Genomic DNA, 18,738 nt, shown 5'->3' with positions numbered 1-18,738 from the left:
CCTTACTGGGTTTGGTTTTTAATTCACAAAAGTGTTGTCACACTTTCGTGAATTGGTATTAAAGCCCTTGGCGCAGCAATTCCAACTTTGATTCTCCCTGTGATGCCGCGTTTTCAGCGCTTTGCCCTGTAGTTTCGATCAGGTATTCACATCAAATTTATCAATTAGTAATGTGACTTATGAATAGCAAACCGAAAATGAAATACTGGCTACTAGCTAGTTTTATCTGTCTATGCTCTTTCCTTTTCTTAGGAACGGGTATGGCTAATGCGGCTAATTCCCCCTGTGCTCCTGGAGTTTCCTCTATTTGGGCTCCCTCAGCTAAGGATTTTCTAGGCACTTCCTTAAGTAAAACATCCAATGTTTATTTCACTGGTGGGGAGGGTATTCTGACGGAGGTTTTTTATCCAACTGTAGATACAGTGCAGAATGTCGATCTCCAATTCCTGATCACCGATGCAGCGAAAACTTGGGGAGATGAAGAACGCAAGCAAAAGCAACATCAAATTACCCAAGTTAATAAGCGATCGATGGTATGGCAGGCAGTCACGACCGACGACGATAAACGATGGAAGATTACGAAAAAGTTCTTTACCGATCCCGATCGCCCAACCGTTATTCAACGTGTTACCTTCGAGACCTTGGAGGCTGGAAAAACTGTTAAAGACTACAATGTCTATCTTCTGAATAACCCTGCTATTAATAACAGTGGCAGTGGTACCCCTTCCAATCAACCGTTAGCCTGTAATATCAATCCCTCAACGGGACCTGATAACTCAAGAACTCTTTCAGCTAACGGGCGTACTTTTTTAGCTGCCTCTCAGCCTAACTCAACAGCTTCGGCATTAGGTATTTCCTTACCTTGGAAGTCTGTTAATGGTGTGGCAATGGTATCTAATGGGTTCGTTGGTACAACTGATGGATATACGGATCTTTTTGGTGGTAGCAATGATAAGACCATGAGTTGGCAATATGATGGCGCATATCAAGGTAACGTTGCCCAAATGGGTTGGGTTGATTTTAGTAATAGTAATGCCAGTAGCATTTCCTTTGATGTCGTACTAGGTTTTGGTAGTAGTGAAACTGATGCGATGAATGTTGCTAATGCCACTCTGACGAGTGATTTAGGGAAATCTGAGATCGCCTATACTCAGGGTTGGCTCACCTATACTCAAGGGTTGAAGAATCAAGGTGGTCGAGCAGACGATCAGTACTATCTTGCAGCTATGACTCTCAAGACGATCCAAGACAAGAGTAATGGAGCGATGATTGCTGGGCTAGGAACACCATGGGGCGAGGGAAATGGCGATGCTAATCAAGGTGGATATCATCTGGTTTGGTCGCGGGATTTATTCAAATTTGCTAGCTCGTTGATTGCGGCAGGTGATACAGCATCTGCTAATCAAGCCGTAGATTATCTATTCAACGTGCAAATGCAAACCACCAATAGCGATAATCCCTATGCTCGTGCTGGAAGATTTCCTCAAAACACCTTTGTAAGTGGCAAAATTTGGTGGAATGGTAGTCAGATGGATGAAACTGCCATGCCCATTATCTTGGCTTGGAAGCTCAACCGTACTGATCTTTGGTCAAAAATCAAGTTGGCAGCCGAATTCTTGGCTCACAATGGTCCTTATACTGGACAAGAACGATGGGAAGAAATGGCAGGATATTCTCCTTCCACAATTGCTGCTGAGATTGCTGGTTTAGTAACTGCGGCTGATTTAGCTACTAAAGCAAACGATCCAGAGGCTGCTAAGTATTATCTCAAAATAGCCGATGGATGGCGTAATAATGTTGCTAACTGGACATTTACGACCAATGGATCTTTTGGTAATAAGAAGTATTATGTGCGCCTTACAGACAACAAAAATCCTAACGATGGCGATCAGCTTACTTTTGGTAATGGTGGTGGTAAGCATGATCAGCGTGATGTTATTGATGGTGGATTTCTTGAATTAGTGCGTATGGGAACTATGAGTCCGAACGATTGGACAATTCTCGAAACTATTCCTGAATACGATGCTATTCTCAAACAAACTCTATCAAATAAAGGTGATGCTTGGTTCCGTTATAACTTTGATGGTTATGGAGAGACAAATAGTGGCGATGTGTTTAACGATAAGAATAGTAATCAGGATCGTTTGACTCGCGGTCGTCTTTGGCCCATATTTACTGCTGAGCGTGGTATTTATGAAATTGCGAAGTCGGGTGATGGTTCTGTCGGAAAAAGTTATGACCAAGCACTCAAAGCCTTTTCATCTGAGGCTGGATTCATTCCAGAACAGATTTGGAATCAGGACGTGGACATCACAGGTTGGAACACAACAACACCATCTAATTATCAAGTTGGTACGGCTACTCGGTCTATGCGTCCTCTCAGTTGGGCGATGGGTGAGTATATTAATTTGGTGGTAGCGATGAACGAAGGCAAAGGAGATGCTCCTAATGTAGTTTGTCAGCGCTATGCTTGCGATAAGGCTCAAACTAATGTGACCTTTAATGTTAATGCTAATACTAATCTAGGTGAGAATATTTATCTCGTGGGTAATAGTCCATTATTGAGTAATTGGGAGCCATCTTCAGGAATTAAGCTTTCTTCTTCAAATTATCCCATTTGGAGTGTGACGGTTTCTTTACCTGCTTCGACTGCTTTTGAATATAAGTTTGTTAAGCTGGATTCCCAAGGAAATACGGTTTGGCAAAGCGGACAGAATCATACTTTTACCACTCCATCCAGTGGAAATACTACGCTTAGCGATACCTTTAGTTAAGCAGTTAAGCATAATTAAAAACCAAAACCAGAGAGCGTACCGCCCGCTAAGCGGGCGGTACGCTCTTCTAGGTTTTAAGTTTACTTATGCCTAGCTACTTAACAATTATTGAATCTTTCTGACTGATTTTATAGCTGTCGCCAAGGATATTAGTATATAAAACCTAAGGAGAGAAATTTGAAGCTCCTCTCTAACTTTCTTTCCTTAGGTTTTGATTATGATTTTCTGTAATCAATTTAATTTCAACCACCTAACTAATAAAAAAATATGTCCGATGAAAATCCAAAGATATCCCAGTTTTTAACAGGTAGAGATGGTGAATTTTCTTCCATCAGAGCCCAGACATGGTTAGTTATTCTATGCTTCTGTGGAGATTGGATTTCACATATTATTAGGAATCAACCATTTACGCCAGATATCTCTGTTGTGGGAATTATTTTAGGCATTCTAAGCGCTAAAGTAACCCAAAAATATGTTGAAGATAATAGTAAGAATTCTGCTAGTGCCAAGTAGCTAATACCAAAGCTCAAAATGGCGTAGCCATTTTGAGCTTTGAGAACCCTTACTGGGTTTGTTTTTTAATTCACGAAAGTATGACAACACTTTCGTGAATTGGTATAAGGATCGGCTGCACAAATTACAGCGCTTCGCTCTCAAACCCAAACCAAGGAAATTTTTGAAAGTGTTGCGAAGCAACGCTTTCAAAAATTTCCTTGTGGTTTGTTTGATCGATAATTGCTGTAATATCTATTCTTATCATTGATGCGTAGTTGTTTGCATTATGACAAAAATAAAGCCTAAAGATGAGTGGTGGTGCTTTGCGCCGCCACTCATCTTTGGGCTTTTTATTGCTCGTAGATTTCTAGAGGTAGACCGTCAGGATCTTTAAAAAAAGTAAAACGTTTGTCTGTTAATTCATCAGTTCTTATGGCTTCAACCTCGATCCCATTCATCTCTAAATAGGAAACGGTTTCTTCTATATTTTCTACTTCAAAAGCTAGATGTCTTAATCCACAGTTCTCAGGGTTCGCTCTTGGTGCAGGAGAAGGAAAAGAAAAAAGCTCGATCGAATCGTTGTTTCCCACTCTTAAGTCTAGTTTATAGGAATTTCTTTGTTCTCTGAAGGTTTCTCTAATTATTGCAAAACCAAGTTTTTTTGTGTAAAAGTCTTTAGATCTTTCATAATTAGAGCAAATAATGGCAATATGGTGGATTTTGGCTATTTTCATGGGATTCTTGATGGATAGGTTTTTCTCTAGATAGTAAAAGTAAAACTTGGGAGTTAGAATATGCTGTCTTTTTAGGCAATGATCCTAGTTTTGGGCGTAATTATCGATTACGATTATTTTTGATCGCATCCTAGTCTGAATTGCCGTTCTGTTTTGTGACTAATTACTCTTCCTTCGGTTGTTCCACTGATGGCTAAGATATCTTGAGAATTTAAGTGGGTATCAACAGCACTCACAGCATAGCTGTTTGTTCCTAAGACTTTGCCCTTAAGATCGCCAGTGCGTTTCCCTCGCGGGGTTAAAGTCCATAGTTTAGTTTCTCCATCGTCTCCGCCACTGACTAAATAGCAACCCTCGGCACTAAATGCGACTGAGCGTACGGGTTTGCCATTGTGGGCATCTTTCCAACCTTCAATTATTTGGCAGGGACGATCGCTTTGCAAGCAGGTGTTGAGATCCCAAATTGAAATAAATCCTTGATTATCCGCTGTTGCTAAGAAATTGCGTTGATTATTGGGTACAGCAATACTTTGAATGTAGTCATCTTGCCCGCCGACATTGGGATAGGTAATTGGTTTGACAGTGTTGGTGACCCAATTCCAAAGCACTAATTGATTATATCGACCAGCGATCGCTAAGGTGCTGTCATCCTTGCCAACTAGGGCGATCGCATTAATGGCAAAGTCAAACTTTTTAATTTGGCTGGGCTGGTTTGGTGGGTTTGTAAATAGATTTTGAAGATCCCACCGCAGCAGATTTCCACTCCCATGCCCGCTAAATAAATTCCGCGAATCAAGCGTGTAATCTAGCCCAAAAACGCGATCATCAGTTTGATAGATGAATGTGGCGATCGGCTGTTTCTTTTTTCCTTGAGCGTCCAAGATCTGAATTTCGCCATTTTCCAATCCTGCTGCAATTAAATCATTGTTAACAGGTCGATATCTCACAGTCCGAATTGCTTTTTGGGCTTCCGTTAAAATCCCTAAATTTTGGTTTACAAAAGGATTCTCAAAACCCGATACATCCCAAGTTTGAATCGTTCGATCATTAGAGCTACTAATAGCATGAATACCAGCGCCATCATATTGGACTGAGGTTACAGTATTTCTATGGGGAGGAAATGGATTAATTGGATTGAAGGGAGAAAACCACCACAAGATCAAGAGAAAAATGATTGAGAGTAAGATTAGGGGGGCAAGCGGAACTATCGGTTTAACGATAACTTCGATGGGTTGCACTTCATCAATCGTGTTTACCCTGATATCTTGCCAATTTGCTTTGATTAGTAAGTTTAACCGTTTCTCTCTCCCTATCCAAGGGCGCGCTTTATCAATTTGTAGAGTGAAATCACGTTGGCTAAATGGGGGGATTTCAATATCGTTAGGAGATACTTCAAAGGTAAAATCTTTATAATCGCTAGAACGTACGTTTTCTAGCTCAAAATCTATTTTTTGGATAAGATTGCTGGCATTGTCGGCAATTAAATCAAATCTGGCGGGAGATGAAGCCCATAATTTCCACCATAACTTCCACGATCGCCTTGCGGGAATGGTTTGCGCTTTCGGTGAACAAACGACTGCTAGGGATCCTTTAGGTAATACATCTAAGCTAGATTTTAATTGAGATGGCAATCCATTTGTATGGCTAATGTCGATCGTAAATTCATAGGATTTAGCGATCGCATCGAGATCGAATGGTAAAGTACATAAAAATGTCGCTATATATTGCGATCCTCCTTTGACAGTAAACTGTTGCATGTTTCCTGTGGGAAACCATGTATCGGGTAAACCGAGGCAACTTAAGGTCACATTAGTATTTTGTTGACTGGGATTACCAATCAAGACTGTGATTTCTAGATTGTCTAGAGGTATTGCTTGGATCTTCTGGGTAGGTATTTCTGCTTTTAAGATAGATCCCCTTGAGCCCTCTTGGATATTAACGCGGAGTACTTCGCGATTCTCTTCACGCAGTTCAATAGAAAAAGCCCGAACGGTAATATTCATAATCCCTGAGAAACCTGAGATCGGTGGCTCAATAATTGAAACCACGAACTCTACTAAATCTCCTGGAGGAATTTTGACACTCACGTCGGGGGAAATCGTATACCACTCATAGTCAGCTCCTTGAATATCTGCTCCTGCGGCAATTAGTTCAATTTGAAAACTGGAGAATTGATTGCTGTTATTAATAACAACTACAGGGAATGAATTCTTCTCCGAACCAATTTTGAAATTTAGTTCCTTTTTGGGGATTTCTAAACCGATCTGATTTACTGACATCGCTGTATGTTTCTCCTGTTATCTTATTTGCCACGAGCAGCTCGAGAACGGCTCAGGATTGATTGTATAGAATTATTGTGTCCCATTTGTGAAGCGATCGCGGCTTTCTTCGCTTCATCCTTTTCTTCTCTAAGCTGCTTGAGTTGAGTTTTCATCCCATTTTGGCGTTCGACAATGGTACTACCCATCTCTTGGAATACCCTTGCCATTTGCCCGATCTCATCCTTACGATGTGCTACGGATTCTAATTTATCGGAGTTAAAAGATTCTTCTTCAATTTCCTTAGCGGCAGTCATTAAGTTTTTGATCGGACGCAATAGCCATGCGGAAACTGCCAATCCAATGAGGATATTTACGCTCAACATTGCAACGGTAATCATAATGGTAGCTCGATTGTTGGCATCAATATATTGCATAAAAATTGCCTTGGGGACGATGATGCCCACCGTCCAATCTAATTCCACTGTTTTATTTAACTTATGTGTACTCACAATATAGGTTTGACCGTTAAAATCAAATTCCACGACTTGGGAATCCTGAATTTTATCAAACCCTCCAAACCTTTTTTGAATTGCTAGCCCAGCACTTTGGAGTCTAATGTCTTTGCTTTTAGAAGCTTCAAATCGTTTGATAACGTTTCCATCTTTTTCAAATATTGGTGATTCAGATGTAGATGCCATTAGGCTGCCATCACTTTCTACTAAGAACACATTCCATTGATCCGTAGGACGGGTGCGCAGCATAAATTGTTTGATTTGATTGAGCGAGACGTTAATGCCCACTACCCCCTGAAACTCGCCACTATTATTGTAAATGGGGGTAGCTCTGGTCGTTGTTAGTTCGCCATCAGTTGTACTTACAAAAACTGAACTCCAGATGGATTTGCCCGCTTCCTTAGCTCCCATATACCAAGGTCGAGAGCGATGGTCATAGACTTCATTCATGATCATTTTCCCTCTCACTCCATTACCATTGAGTTCGTAGGTAGGACGGTTAGGACTATTGCCATCCTCACGAATGCGGAGGAGGAATTTTGAGTTCCCCATATGTTCTATGCCAACCATTGTCCCATTGTCATTGCCATAAAATAGGATATTTTTTATATTTAGTTCCCTAGCCTTATCAAATATATCCTGCTGTACTTGACTGATATTATTAGGATTGACCGTTCCATTACTAAGAGCGATGGTTACGGCTTGATTGATCTGAATCGATTCTTGCAAATAGCTCTTGATTTCCTGTTCGACGCGGTAGTTCAGGTTTTCACATAGTTGGAGAGTTAGTCTTTGTACTGCTCGTTCGCTGCCATGAAAGGAAACCCAGCTTGTGACTCCCACTGCTACGGTAATTTGCATAGTGAGTACGATCTGAATAACATTTTGGATTGAAAACATATAGGGATCCTTGGAATTGCCTGTAATTTCTACTTGTAATTTCTACTTGTATTTTTATTTATTTCTATTTGTGAATACCTGTTAGATGCTTTATGCAAGTTTATCAACCACAAGTTTATCAACCATATTTGTAATTCGACGCTGGTCGCTTTCATCGGGAAGAGCAGTGTTGCTTTGATATTGCGCATTGACCTGCATAGATTGGTGGATACTATAGCGTTGGGCGGCATAGTTAAGAATGTTAATGCCTAATTCTTGACAGTTCCGAATACTTTCTCTTGGTAGGAATAGATCGGACTGTCCGCTCCAGACCTGTGATAATTCACCTAATAAAATAATGACACTACCATTAGTGAGTATTTGAATGGGAGAATTGGCGATCGCCGATAGGTGGGAAAATAAAAAAGGTTGACTTCGTAGGGGATGATCGGGCTCTAAGTCAGAAAAAGGCTGCATTGGCGTTTCCATCGGGATATGACTACTAAATGTGTTAAGCAAGTCTTGAATTGTGTTATTTGTTTCGATCTTGATCGCCTCTAACTCTGACTGAAGCTCTGCTTGAATTAGCGCTCGATCAGCTTGTTGAGTATTAGATTGGGTATTTTTAAGCAAATTATGATGGGCATTTTCGAGTTCTTGCTGAATTTCCAATAGATTTTCTAACTTTGTCTGGCGGATTGAAGCTTCGATCAGAATTAATCCCCCCTTGGCGATATATTCGCGTAAAGCCAGTTCGGTCGAATCATTGATCTCTATGGCTTGATCGTTAGTGAGATAGATGAGCGTATAGGGACTGAGATGCTTGATCGTTAGTTCGGCATGAATATCTAAATTTGCGATCGGCTCAATTATAGAAAGGCTAGGAGCAATACTAGACATGGCTCTGCCGAGAAAATGGAACCTTTGTTGAATGGGGGACGGCTGACCTAGTTGAGATTGCAGGCAGGCGATGCGGATTGAGTTTTGGGGGCGAATTTGCGCTGCTAAGCGATAGCGCATATCCAGTTGACATGCTTTAGGAGCAAAGACATCTACAGGTTTTTGGATTTCTAATTTGCCTTCAGCGATCGCAAGGCGGCAGATCTCAATGTCTGTACTCAGGGGTAAGTCAGTTTTTTCATTGATGCGAAAGGTCTCTACAAGGATCTCATTGCTATTGGTTTGTCTTAGTTTCGTGGGATCGACATAGCTCAGCACTAGATAAACCATTTCGATTGCCCTGTTGTAAGCGATCGTGGCGATCCGAAAGTTGATGGGGGTAGGTACGACAATAAAGTTGCCTTGTAGATCGATGGCTAGCCCAGGTTGAATCTGTACCCAACGACCATCGCGAAATTGGGCGGGTAGGTCTTGAGGAGCCTCAATGGGCGCAACCCCCAAGCCACAGATAATTCCAGGTAAAAAAAGTGACTGATACAGTACATTTTGGCGATGCTGGTGATATTCATGGGCGAGTTGCCAACGCTGGCTGTTAATCATCAAGCCGTCAGATACTTGTAACCGCTCAAAGGGCTGGACTTCGGGATAGGGAAATTCGTTCATATAGTTTCTAGCTCGTAGGTGCAGACAACAGGTTTTTCACGTTCGATAATCCGATGAATCAGGGGCAAATCAAGTTGATTTTGTAAATCGTTACGAATCCTGACCACAAAATGAAATGGTTTCCCGCCCCCTGTTGATGCATTTTGACCAATGATTGCCTCACCGAGGACAAAGCCTCGCCCACTAATTTCAAAAATGCTAATATGTTTTTCGGCTTCAGGTAGGTGATCGTCGAGGGGGATTCCTGTGAATAGATGGATATAGAAGCGCAGTCCTCGGCGTGTTCCGCGCCAACGATAGATCTGGATCGCTTTTTTGATCAGGAACCGCTGACGCTCAATGCCGAGGGAGGAGGTATCTTCCCAGCCTACCCAATGGGCAAGGAACGGTAACATTGTTTCAGGTGCTAGCATGGGGTCGAGATAGGCCCAGAGTGCATCTAAGATCTGGACATCGGGTTCTAGACATTCTTCAAAAATCTTTAATAGGCGACCTACAAAGTCAACTTCACGATAAGCATCGGGTAAGAAATCTAGGTATAGACTAGGTGGGCGGACGTAAAGTTGAAAAGAAGCAATATCAAATAGTTCTAATTTCGGAGATGTTTCGGAGTTAGCGCCTGCGTAACCTCCATAGATTTGTAACTGTCCATTGTAATTAATAGTGAGAGGTTGATTGTTAACGATCGCTTCTTGATTCTCAAAAAAATCGGCAGGAATTTGAAAATAAAGGAAAGCCTCCATTTCGGCATAGGGAGGCAGCTCGTTTCCTTCCATCCCAATTTGAAGCCATTGAGTGGGAAAGTCTCCCTCCACTCGCAAATTGGTCAAGAGGGTTCGGTTGCTGGAATTTTTGAGGTTAACGAGAATTTCGCTAGGTTCGTTAGGATGGATGAGGAGTTTGCAATTATTGGGCGATCGCTGATTATTAACGATATTTGATGACGAACGATGACTCTGCGAGTTGACCAAGCTATCCGCACTAGTCAGTGACTCGGCATTGGCATCAGGATGCTTCATTGATGTTAGGCGAATGCTTAGCGCTTGCAGCTTGCTTTTTGGAGTCATAGGAGGGTTTAATACTGCCTTAACAATAACTAGACGATATTAATGACATGGCTAGAACGCAGTCTCGGACTGCGCCAAGAGCAAATCAAACCCAAAGCGCCAGGGTCGATCGTGGGTTGGGGTGCAAGTCTTCTGATCCATTCGCCATTTTCGTAACGCAACTCGAATAGTTGTACTGTACCCAAAAAACGTACACCTTGAAAGTTTTGTAATAGTTTGACGATGTCCGAAGGATAGACAGGACGACCAAACTCCCATCCCTCGCCGTTGACTCCACCCGTGATTGGGTTGAGAAAGCGGTAGAGCATTACCTTGAGCTTCTGGATAATGTCCTGCTGTACCTGTGGGTTGCTATAGGCAGTCTCAAGGGCGACTTCCGTTTGCACACATACTCCCACATACTCAGGTTGCTCCAGTTGAATCTGGACTCCTAACATTTTTCGCTCATCAAGATAGTTTAAGACGCGATCTCTTAAGGGTTCCTTCAAAATAAACCGATCGGGGGCAATCCCCTGCCCTTGATCAATACTTTCTGTGAGTACCTTCGGTACTACTAGTAGTTTGACTATGCCTGCGTCCTCTTTCCTACGGGTGGGGGCGCACATGACACGGGCGACACCGCCATCGCCTGCGAGCAGGGTCAGATATTCAAAATCTGTTTGGGTGATGGCGCGATCGCGAGTACGTAACATCTTCGGCACTCTTATGGCAACATCATCAAGGGATTCGGCATCGGCTCCATTACTGGCGGAAATGTGATTGGTTAAACTCGCCACGTAGGGAATCGCGCTTTTCGCGATCCGTAAACTGCCGCGTTGGACATTGCCGCGAAAACCTCCCCCCGTGCGATATTTCACCATTTGAATAATTGCGCCTTTGGGGGGGACTGCGCCATACTGAGTGCCAGTGGTTTTGATAGCAGCGCTTGCTTTTGAGGCTTCAGGTATCACCCTTTTCATGGGTTCCCCCTGAATGCGCAAGCGCTGTAAGGTATGCTGGCTCTGATAGCTGGGTGGTTGGACAAAGGGACCAAATTGTACGTTGCCAGATGTGGAATCGATGACATAATGCAGATCGTTAGCGGTAGATTCAGAAAAGTCTTCAACCTCCTGCCAGATTTGGGGTAGTCCTACGGGTGGGGTGATCAGTAAGTATTCATCATCTTGTCGGGGCAAGATGGGGCTATGTAATAGCTGAAAGACCTGTCCTGATTTCCCATTACTTTCGCCTAAAACCTCATTCATCAAGGCATGACATTGAGTTGCTTTGACAGTGCCACCGATCGCTCTTGCCCCCATCCCAATAATTCGGGGCGATCGGCTGTAACCTGCTTGGTTACCGATTGGCTCGACGTAGCTACAGCGTAACCATCGACCTCGATAGGTAGAAAACTGAGCTACCTCCCATGTTATGGGGAGATGAAAAACTACCTCAGCCCCCTGCAAGGGATTAATCCCTGCTTCGGCTAGCTCACTAAAACTAAATCCCCTAGTATGATCGTCACTCTCCTTTAACAGTACCGATTGCCACGCATGACCATCCCATGCTTCCCAAAAACGCGGGGGATTATTAGGATTAATTCCTGTGGCAGTAGCGGATTCCCCTTTTAAGTTGAGCGCAATTACGTTCCCATTAATAGGTTGTTCGCCATCAAAAACTAGATAAAAACAATTACTGGGTTCAGGAGGATCACTAAATAACGCAATTTCTTGTCCCGACCATCCCTCCTCGCGATCTTCTGTCCATACATCTAAGAGTAAATCTCGCAAAAATTCAGGATTTGTCTCCGCTGTAGGTGCGGCTAATAGGTTTAAAATTCTTGGCTTACCAATTACTAAGGGGCGATCGGTGCTGAAGATAATTGCTTCTTCCGTTTCCGTCCTTACGGTTGCAACTTCGCTCCCCGCAGGAATCGTGTAGACTTCTGGCAAAGAAGCACTTAGATAAAAAGTCACCTCGGTTTGCGCTGGGGCAGGGGGCTGGAGGCGAATGCCGAGTAATTCTAGAAACGCAATATAGTTGCGACGGGGCACTTGGTTAAACCGCATCAACATCTGATCGGTGAGCCAAGCAAATAACTCGATCAATGTAACCCCAGGATCGCTAGGGTTATAGTTTGTCCATTCTGGACAGTAACGAGGAATTCTGAGAAGGCATTCATTCACCAATTCGGCAAAGGTGCGATCGTCAAGATCTGATTTTGGCAAATTGGGCAGAAAATCAAATTCTTTCGTCATTACACAGCGCTCTTAGGTGAACTTGGCGATTGTTCAGATTTTACTAGGTATCTTTGTCTTACGGGATTAAATATCAAATTATTTTAACGTCAGTTCTGGTTAAGCTGGCAAATTCTCAAAGCCCAAAAGTAAAAGCCTTGCTACGCAAGGCTTTTACTTTTGGGCTTTGAGAAAGGGTTTACTATGCAAACCCTTTCTCAAAGCCCTCTTCAAATTATGCCGTCAACTGTAACAGTTGACAGCAGCTATAAAAACTAAAGTTACGGCAAGGTAAAGTCTTTTTTATTCTTAAACTATTCTGTCTTGTATGAAATAGTCATATCGGGAGGGGCTCCGTCACCGCTAGTTTCATAAGATACGCTGGTGATGTCAACTCCGCCAAACTCTTCCCCATGCTCCATTAGGATGTAAACCGATGAGTTCCCATTAGGGGAGCCGAGCAATGCCCAGACATCATCTTTTCTGGGATCGTCAAGCTCAACTTTACCACCATCTTCAGCAGTTTTCCAATGGTCACAAAAAAGTAAGGTATTGAGAGTTGGCTTATTACTTATTTGACTTCTTTTGATCGATTTTAGAGTTTTTGCCTCTTGCCCCATTTTCTTCTTATATGCATTTCTTACTACATCTTGCTGATGCCAGATTATTTCAGAATTAGACAGCCTTGGTGGGAGATTTTCTTTTTCCATAATCTCTTCGTCCCAGTCTCCCCAATTTCCCATTGCCGAAAATTCGCCCGTAGTAGGATTAAAGGTATTTCCATACATGACATCAGTTCCTAGATCTTCAAAACCTTTAAAGATTTGCCCGAAATCCTTTACCTTACTTGACTTTTTACCCTCAACTTCTGCTCCCCTTGAGGTGGCTATTCTAAATTTGCCTTTCTTGCCCTTTTTCCAGAAGGTTTTGTATCCCGCTGCCTCGATTTTCTCATTGGTAGTATTTGTTGTCACAGGTTTCGTTGCATCAGGGCTTTTATTAAACCAAGCTAGTCCCTTGTCTTGGAGTGCTTTTCCCCTAGTTAGACTATTTTTGTAGTCTTGTTCTTTAGATCCTAGATCTTCTTTATTGGGATTAGTAGTCTGGACTTGATTTATGCTCCTCTTCCTTTGAATTACCGATTCTGTGTGGTTCACCATCCGATCTCTGCTATCTAGGGTGAGGGGCGGGGATTTATGGCGGCTGAAATGAGGGGGAGTTTGGTATTGGGGCGATCGCAATTTGAGCTGAGGGGCTTTAAGCTTTCGTTGAATTTGGGTATTGGTTGGGGCATTAGGTGACTCGGGCATATTGACGAGCTTTGCTAATAAATTTTCTGATCTATGCTCTTGCCCATGCCGTTGGGAATTATCCTCAAACCCTTTAGGTGACAAATCATCTTGAGAAGTGTTATTCACTGGGGGCGCAAAAGGTCTAGTTTGTAGATATTTCTCTGTCGGAGATATAGACAAACTAGATTTAAGAGGTTTTTTATTGGTGTACTTCATGCTTAGTACCCATTTAATCCTAGGTTAACGAAAGAATTTTAACTCTTAATTGTTTCTTTTTTATGTCTTAGATATTTTTCTGGTTTTTAAATTAAAATCAACTAAAAAAATAATATCAAACTTAATATTAAGTATCGCTAGGTGGCATTAAATAGAAGGGATAAACCATACTGCGGCTGTCATGAGTTTCCTTGATCTCATATAAAATTTTCATGTCTAAGCGTCCTTTTAGCGGATCTGGCTCTGCATAAACTCCTGTGACCCTAATTCGGGGCTCCCATCGGTTCAAGGCTTCTTCAACATAAATTCGGGCAAGTAAAATCGTCTGGGGATTCATGGGGGCAAAGGTTAGATCCGATAGACGACTACCAAAATTGGGACGATATACCCGCTCTCCTAACTTCGTGTTTAGAATTGTACTGATGGACTCCTCAAGGTTGCGATCGCCACTATCGGTCTTTAACTCACCTTGCACGTTAATCCGTAAGGGAAATGAAATCCCCCTGCCTAAATAATCTCGTCCTAAATTGCTCATATTCGTTTGGCTTTGTTCGGCTAATTTGTTGATCATTAATGATCAAGATCTTACTAGTGTCTAGCGGATATCTAAAGGGTATGTATAAGTAAATAGGTGGACTTAATTAAATATAAAATCCTAAAACCTGAGGTGCAGCGTGCGCCTCAGGTTTTATACCTATAGCCAGTCACTTACAGCAATTATCGATCAAACGAACCACAAGGAAATTTTTGAAAGTGTTGCAAAGCAACGCTTTCAAAAATTTCCTTGGTTTGGGTTTGAGCGCAAAGCGCTGTAAAAAACAAACCCAGTAAAGTTTTGAGATTCCCAAAATGGCGTTGCCATTTTGGGAATTGGTATAAGCAAGGCTGACATGTTTATATCAAGTTTATGAATTTATCAAGTCTTTCATTTCTCGAACTGCTCGATCTAAACCGACAAGTACCGCCCGACTAATGATGCTATGACCTATATTTAACTCTTCCATTCCTGCAATTTGGGCAATGGCTCTAGTATTCCAATAGGTTAAACCATGTCCCGAATTCAGCCTTATCCCTAATTCAATTGCTAAGGCTCCTCCCTTAGTTAATACCGCTAACTCCTGTTTAAGCTCTTCTTCATTTTTGGCGTTAGCATAAGTTCCAGTATGTAATTCCACAAATTTTGCGCCAGTCCTTGCCGAAGCTTGAATCTGGTCGGTTTCTGCATCGACAAATAAACTTACAGGAATACCTGCACCTTGTAATTGATGTACAAATTTACCTAGCCGATCGCATTGAGCCTTAACATTTAAGCCACCTTCCGTCGTGATTTCTTCACGGCGTTCGGGTACGAGGGTAATATAGTCGGGTTTCACATCTAGAGCGATCGCTACCATTTCAGGAGTTGCTGCCATTTCCAAATTGAGGCGAGTTCGCACAGTTTGCCGCAATAACCGCACATCCCGTTCTTGGATATGGCGACGATCTTCACGTAAATGGACGGTGATCCCATCAGCCCCCGCTAACTCCGCAATTACGGCCGCAGCTACGGGATCAGGTTCCGTACCTCGACGAGCTTGGCGAATGGTAGCAATATGATCGATATTTACTCCGAGTGTAGGCAAAGCTTTGTCCTCAAGAATTTTACAAAGTGAATTTTACAAAGTATTTATATTCCTTACTTTATGATATTAGAACAAATTCAAGTCTAAGGAGCAAAAGCAGTGATTTAAGGCTGTTTTTAGTTTGTCGAATCTATAGACAAAACCCTTCATATTCGCGTACGATCTTAAACCGCCAAAAAATCTTAAAGCTCAATGACCTCTGACAAAATGAAACTGCTGGTTGCAGAAGCCGTTACCAATCTTGCACCAACATTTACCCAAATTGATCTCCATGTAAAAAACAATCTCGAACGAGTTTTAAAAGCTTTTCGCGATTGCCGAGTGGGAGCCCATCATTTTGCCAGCGTGTCAGGCTACGGACATGGTGATATGGGACGTGATGTTCTCGATGAGGTTTTCGCGCAGGTGATGGGAGCCGAAGCCGCTGCCGTCCGCGTGCAATTTGTTTCAGGAACCCATGCGATCGCCTGCTGTTTGTTCGGTATTTTGCGCCCCCTTGACGAACTATTATCCGTAGTCGGAGCCCCCTACGATACCCTTGAAGAAGTGATCGGCTATCCCCTTACCTCTGATAGTAAAGGAAATGCCTATGCTGGTTCGCTCAAGGATTTTGGCATCACCTATCGTCAAGTAGAACTTACAGCGGAGGGCAATGTCAATTGGGAAGCTTTGGCAAAGGCGGTGAAACCACAAACTAAAATGGTTTTAATTCAGCGATCCTGTGGCTATGCATGGCGGCAGAGCCTTTCTATCGAGGATATTGAGAAAATCATCAAATTAGTCAAGCAGCAAAATCCCAATACAGTGTGCTTTGTGGATAACTGCTATGGCGAATTTATTAGCGATCGCGAACCAACTGCGGTTGGCGCGGATATTATCGCAGGTTCCTTGATCAAAAATCCTGGAGGAACGATTGCTACCGCAGGTGGCTATGTGGCAGGTAAAGCCGAATATGTAGAACTAGCCGCCCAACGCCTCACTGCACCAGGGATTGGTCGAGAAGGAGGTGCAACCTTCGATCTGAATCGGTTGCTCTTTCAAGGTTTATTCCTTGCGCCGCAAATGGTCGGTGAAGCGATGAAAAGTAGCCACCTTGCTGCCTACGTATTTGACAAGTTAGGATACAAAGTCAAACCACTCCCCTACGAGACGAGATGCGATATCATTCAGGCGATTCAACTGGGAAGTCCCCAAAAGTTGATTGAGTTCTGCCGCAATCTTCAGCGCTTCTCCCCGATTGATTCCTACGTCGATCCTGTACCTGGAGAAATGCCTGGCTATGTTAGTCAACTAGTCATGGCTGGCGGAACTTTTATTGATGGGAGTACATTGGAACTCTCAGCCGATGGTCCTTTACGAGAACCCTATACCGTGTTTCTCCAAGGCGGAACCCATTGGACGCATGTAGCGATCGCGATCGAAAATTTCCAGATTGAGAATCTATAACTATTCAAAAACTATTCAAAAACTTGCTCGCTTGCCAGAAATTCGGAGCCAGAATCCGCATCTAGCGGTTGAGAGAATAGATATCCTTGCCCATAACATCCATGCAAAGAAGAACTAAATAATTTTTTCAACATTGCTAGTTGCGTAGTGGTTTCAATTCCCTCAACAACAATGATTTTCCCTAGGGCAAAAGCTAAAGTGCCAATTGCCTTGACAATAATCCATTCCCTGTTTTGAATAAACGAACGATCAATTTTGAGGATATCAATCGGAAAGTCTGTTAACCTTCTTAGGGATGAATAGCCAGTACCAAAATCATCAATGCAAAACTGAATGTTTAGTTCTCTTAATTGATGGAGAATCTGGAGAGTGCGATCGCGATCGCCCATGACCGTACATTCCGTAATTTCTAACTTTAGGCAATGGGGATTAACCTGATATTGCATCAAAATATCGCGGATATATTCTACTAAGTTAAACTCAGCCAGTTGTCTCGTAGATACATTTACACTCATCGTCAAATCAGCATATTTAGGGAAATCTTTCTGCCATTCTTTTAATTGTTTACAGGCAGTCTCGATCACCCATCTTCCAATCAAATATACTAAATCTGTCGTTTCGATAATATCAATAAATTCCACAGGATAAATCATGCCCTTTTGCGGATGCTGCCAACGAATAAGAGCTTCAAATCCAGTGATGAGATTGGTCTCTAAACTAACCAGAGGTTGATAAAACAACCGCATTTGTCGAGCTTCAATAGCATCTTTTAACTCTGTATATAAATCCCAGTTAAATCCTGTTAGGTTAGAAATCTCCTTTTGTAGACTAATATTTTGGTTTTCCAAAAGTTTAGTTTGTTCTAATAACTGCGCTTGCAATGAGCTCACCCTTAAATGAGTTTCTACCCTTGCCAAAACCTCTATCAAATGAAATGGTTTATTAATAAAATCAATTCCCCCTATCGCAAATGCCTCAACTTTTTCTTCTACATTCTCAATAGCACTAATAAAAATAATTGGAATATTTTGTGTAATGGGATTATTTTTAAGAATTGCACAAACCTGATAGCCATCCATTTGCGGCATCTTAATATCCAATAAAATCAGGCTTGGTACGTATTTTTTAGCTAGTTCAATTGCTTTAATTCCATTTGTAGCTTCTAAGACAACATACCCCTGGTTTACAAGCATAATTGATAGGATTTGCAGATTGTAACGAGTGTCATCAACTAAAAGAATCTTAACTTTTGTATTCATCAGACATAGGGTGATTTAGTAAACAAAGTAGGAATCGTAAGAATTCCAAATAATATGTGAGAGAATCTCCTGCAATAGCTTTACTCCCACTAAATCTTTCTTGCAAGCTTTAGTAACATTATATGGTATGTCCATCAGCATAGTTAAACAATAAAATCAGCGTCTGCACTACTTGCTCAGTAGGCGTTACAGGTATTCAGATTTTGCATTTATTTCTGTTTAGCTAAATTAATACTAAATCACCGCATCGTTAATTAGAGACAACAAGAGTGGAAGTAGCGATCGGGAGCATCTCACTAATGCAATGAGTATTTCTACTTATAGATGACATATGAGAAAATGAATAAAAAATGAGGTTAAAAAGATGACACCCGAAGAAAGCAAAGTTCTGAAAGAACATCT

At 42.1% G+C, this 18,738-nt stretch carries 13 protein-coding genes; 3 read left to right on the top strand and 10 right to left on the bottom strand.

From position 1 onward, the window contains the following. Window positions 1-260 precede the first annotated feature (260 nt). Together PSE7429_RS02415 and PSE7429_RS02410 are read left to right on the top strand one after the other, a co-directional pair. Window positions 261-2,774, top strand: coding sequence for a glycoside hydrolase family 15 protein (locus tag PSE7429_RS02415; protein WP_009625455.1), 2,514 nt, complete (start codon window positions 261-263; stop codon window positions 2,772-2,774). A 267-nt stretch (window positions 2,775-3,041) separates the two neighbouring features. Further along, window positions 3,042-3,287 (top strand): hypothetical protein, encoded by a 246-nt coding sequence (locus tag PSE7429_RS02410; RefSeq protein WP_009625454.1) that lies wholly within the window; start codon window positions 3,042-3,044, stop codon window positions 3,285-3,287. A gap of 332 nt (window positions 3,288-3,619) precedes the next feature. Here the strand turns inward: PSE7429_RS02410 and gloA2 are convergent, their stop codons facing one another. The 9 genes from gloA2 to PSE7429_RS02365 form a co-directional block, all read right to left on the bottom strand. Beyond that, window positions 3,620-4,003 carry an SMU1112c/YaeR family gloxylase I-like metalloprotein gene (gene gloA2 / locus PSE7429_RS02405; RefSeq protein ID WP_009625453.1) on the bottom strand — a complete coding sequence of 128 codons (384 nt, stop codon included), beginning with the start codon at window positions 4,001-4,003 and terminating at the stop codon, window positions 3,620-3,622. Window positions 4,004-4,116: 113 nt separating this feature from the next. Further along, window positions 4,117-6,282, bottom strand: coding sequence for a WD40 repeat domain-containing protein (locus PSE7429_RS02400; protein WP_009625452.1), 2,166 nt, complete (start codon window positions 6,280-6,282; stop codon window positions 4,117-4,119). A gap of 23 nt (window positions 6,283-6,305) precedes the next feature. Then, window positions 6,306-7,676 carry a HAMP domain-containing protein gene (locus tag PSE7429_RS02395; RefSeq protein ID WP_009625451.1) on the bottom strand — a complete coding sequence of 457 codons (1,371 nt, stop codon included), beginning with the start codon at window positions 7,674-7,676 and terminating at the stop codon, window positions 6,306-6,308. Between the two features lie 90 nt (window positions 7,677-7,766). Next, window positions 7,767-9,218 carry a DUF4159 domain-containing protein gene (locus tag PSE7429_RS23250; protein WP_009625450.1) on the bottom strand — a complete coding sequence of 484 codons (1,452 nt, stop codon included), beginning with the start codon at window positions 9,216-9,218 and terminating at the stop codon, window positions 7,767-7,769. After that, window positions 9,215-10,285, bottom strand: coding sequence for a phage tail protein (locus PSE7429_RS02385; protein WP_009625449.1), 1,071 nt, complete (start codon window positions 10,283-10,285; stop codon window positions 9,215-9,217). Before PSE7429_RS02385 ends, PSE7429_RS23250 begins: the two co-directional genes overlap by 4 nt. Window positions 10,286-10,314: 29 nt before the next feature. After that, window positions 10,315-12,522: a putative baseplate assembly protein gene (locus PSE7429_RS02380; RefSeq protein WP_009625448.1), complete on the bottom strand. Its 2,208-nt coding sequence runs from the start codon at window positions 12,520-12,522 to the stop codon at window positions 10,315-10,317. Window positions 12,523-12,815: 293 nt separating this feature from the next. Next, on the bottom strand, window positions 12,816-14,009 hold the full coding sequence (locus tag PSE7429_RS02375) for a hypothetical protein (RefSeq protein WP_009625447.1): 1,194 nt from the start codon (window positions 14,007-14,009) through the stop codon (window positions 12,816-12,818). A gap of 127 nt (window positions 14,010-14,136) precedes the next feature. Then, window positions 14,137-14,580: a GPW/gp25 family protein gene (locus PSE7429_RS02370; RefSeq protein ID WP_009625446.1), complete on the bottom strand. Its 444-nt coding sequence runs from the start codon at window positions 14,578-14,580 to the stop codon at window positions 14,137-14,139. Between the two features lie 334 nt (window positions 14,581-14,914). Then, a complete protein-coding gene (locus tag PSE7429_RS02365) occupies window positions 14,915-15,631 on the bottom strand; it encodes a pyridoxine 5'-phosphate synthase (RefSeq protein WP_009625445.1) in 717 nt (238 codons plus the stop codon). A gap of 192 nt (window positions 15,632-15,823) precedes the next feature. Between PSE7429_RS02365 and PSE7429_RS02360 the strand changes: the two genes are divergently transcribed. Continuing rightward, the gene (locus tag PSE7429_RS02360) at window positions 15,824-17,077 is read left to right on the top strand and encodes a methionine gamma-lyase family protein (protein ID WP_009625444.1); all 1,254 of its coding nucleotides are present in this window, start codon (window positions 15,824-15,826) and stop codon (window positions 17,075-17,077) included. Window positions 17,078-17,088: 11 nt separating this feature from the next. Here PSE7429_RS02360 and PSE7429_RS02355 read toward each other — a convergent pair whose 3' ends face one another. After that, window positions 17,089-18,336 carry a GGDEF/EAL domain-containing response regulator gene (locus PSE7429_RS02355; protein WP_009625443.1) on the bottom strand — a complete coding sequence of 416 codons (1,248 nt, stop codon included), beginning with the start codon at window positions 18,334-18,336 and terminating at the stop codon, window positions 17,089-17,091. Between the last annotated feature and the right edge of the window lie 402 nt (window positions 18,337-18,738).

The sequence above is a fragment of the Pseudanabaena biceps PCC 7429 genome, assembly GCF_000332215.1.
GTDB lineage: Bacteria > Cyanobacteriota > Cyanobacteriia > Pseudanabaenales > Pseudanabaenaceae > Pseudanabaena > Pseudanabaena biceps.
This window is presented reverse-complemented; position numbering and strand designations above follow the sequence as displayed.